1 rRNA gene is annotated in these 348 nt (G+C 44.8%); it reads right to left on the reverse strand.

The annotated features are described in order from the left end of the window. Positions 1-232: 232 nt before the first annotated feature. Positions 233-348: ribosomal RNA gene (locus F1609_RS33960) — 16S ribosomal RNA — on the reverse strand; the annotation flags it as partial.

Here is a 348-nt window from a genome sequence, read left to right on the forward strand (position 1 = left end):
GTTGCTTTGTTTTGATACATACAATCACTACCCATCAAACCGTCTGTCGACGATTCGATTAAAACTTTACTTCTTCCAGATTGTTAAAGAACGAAACAGCTTTTAATCTCTGAAAGATCAAACCTAAGCATGACTGCTTACGTTTGCGCTTTCAAAACGCTGTTCTTCTTAATTGACAGCCGATAAGTGTGGACGTTTGTTGAACCGGCTCTATAGCCTGATGCAACTCTAGAAAGGAGGTGATCCAGCCGCACCTTCCGATACGGCTACCTTGTTACGACTTCACCCCAGTCACGAATCCTACCGTGGTAAGCGCCCCCCTTGCGGTTAAGCTACCTACTTCTGGTA

Origin of the sequence: Massilia aquatica, assembly GCF_011682045.1 — a bacterium.
Lineage (GTDB): Bacteria > Pseudomonadota > Gammaproteobacteria > Burkholderiales > Burkholderiaceae_D > Telluria_A > Telluria_A aquatica.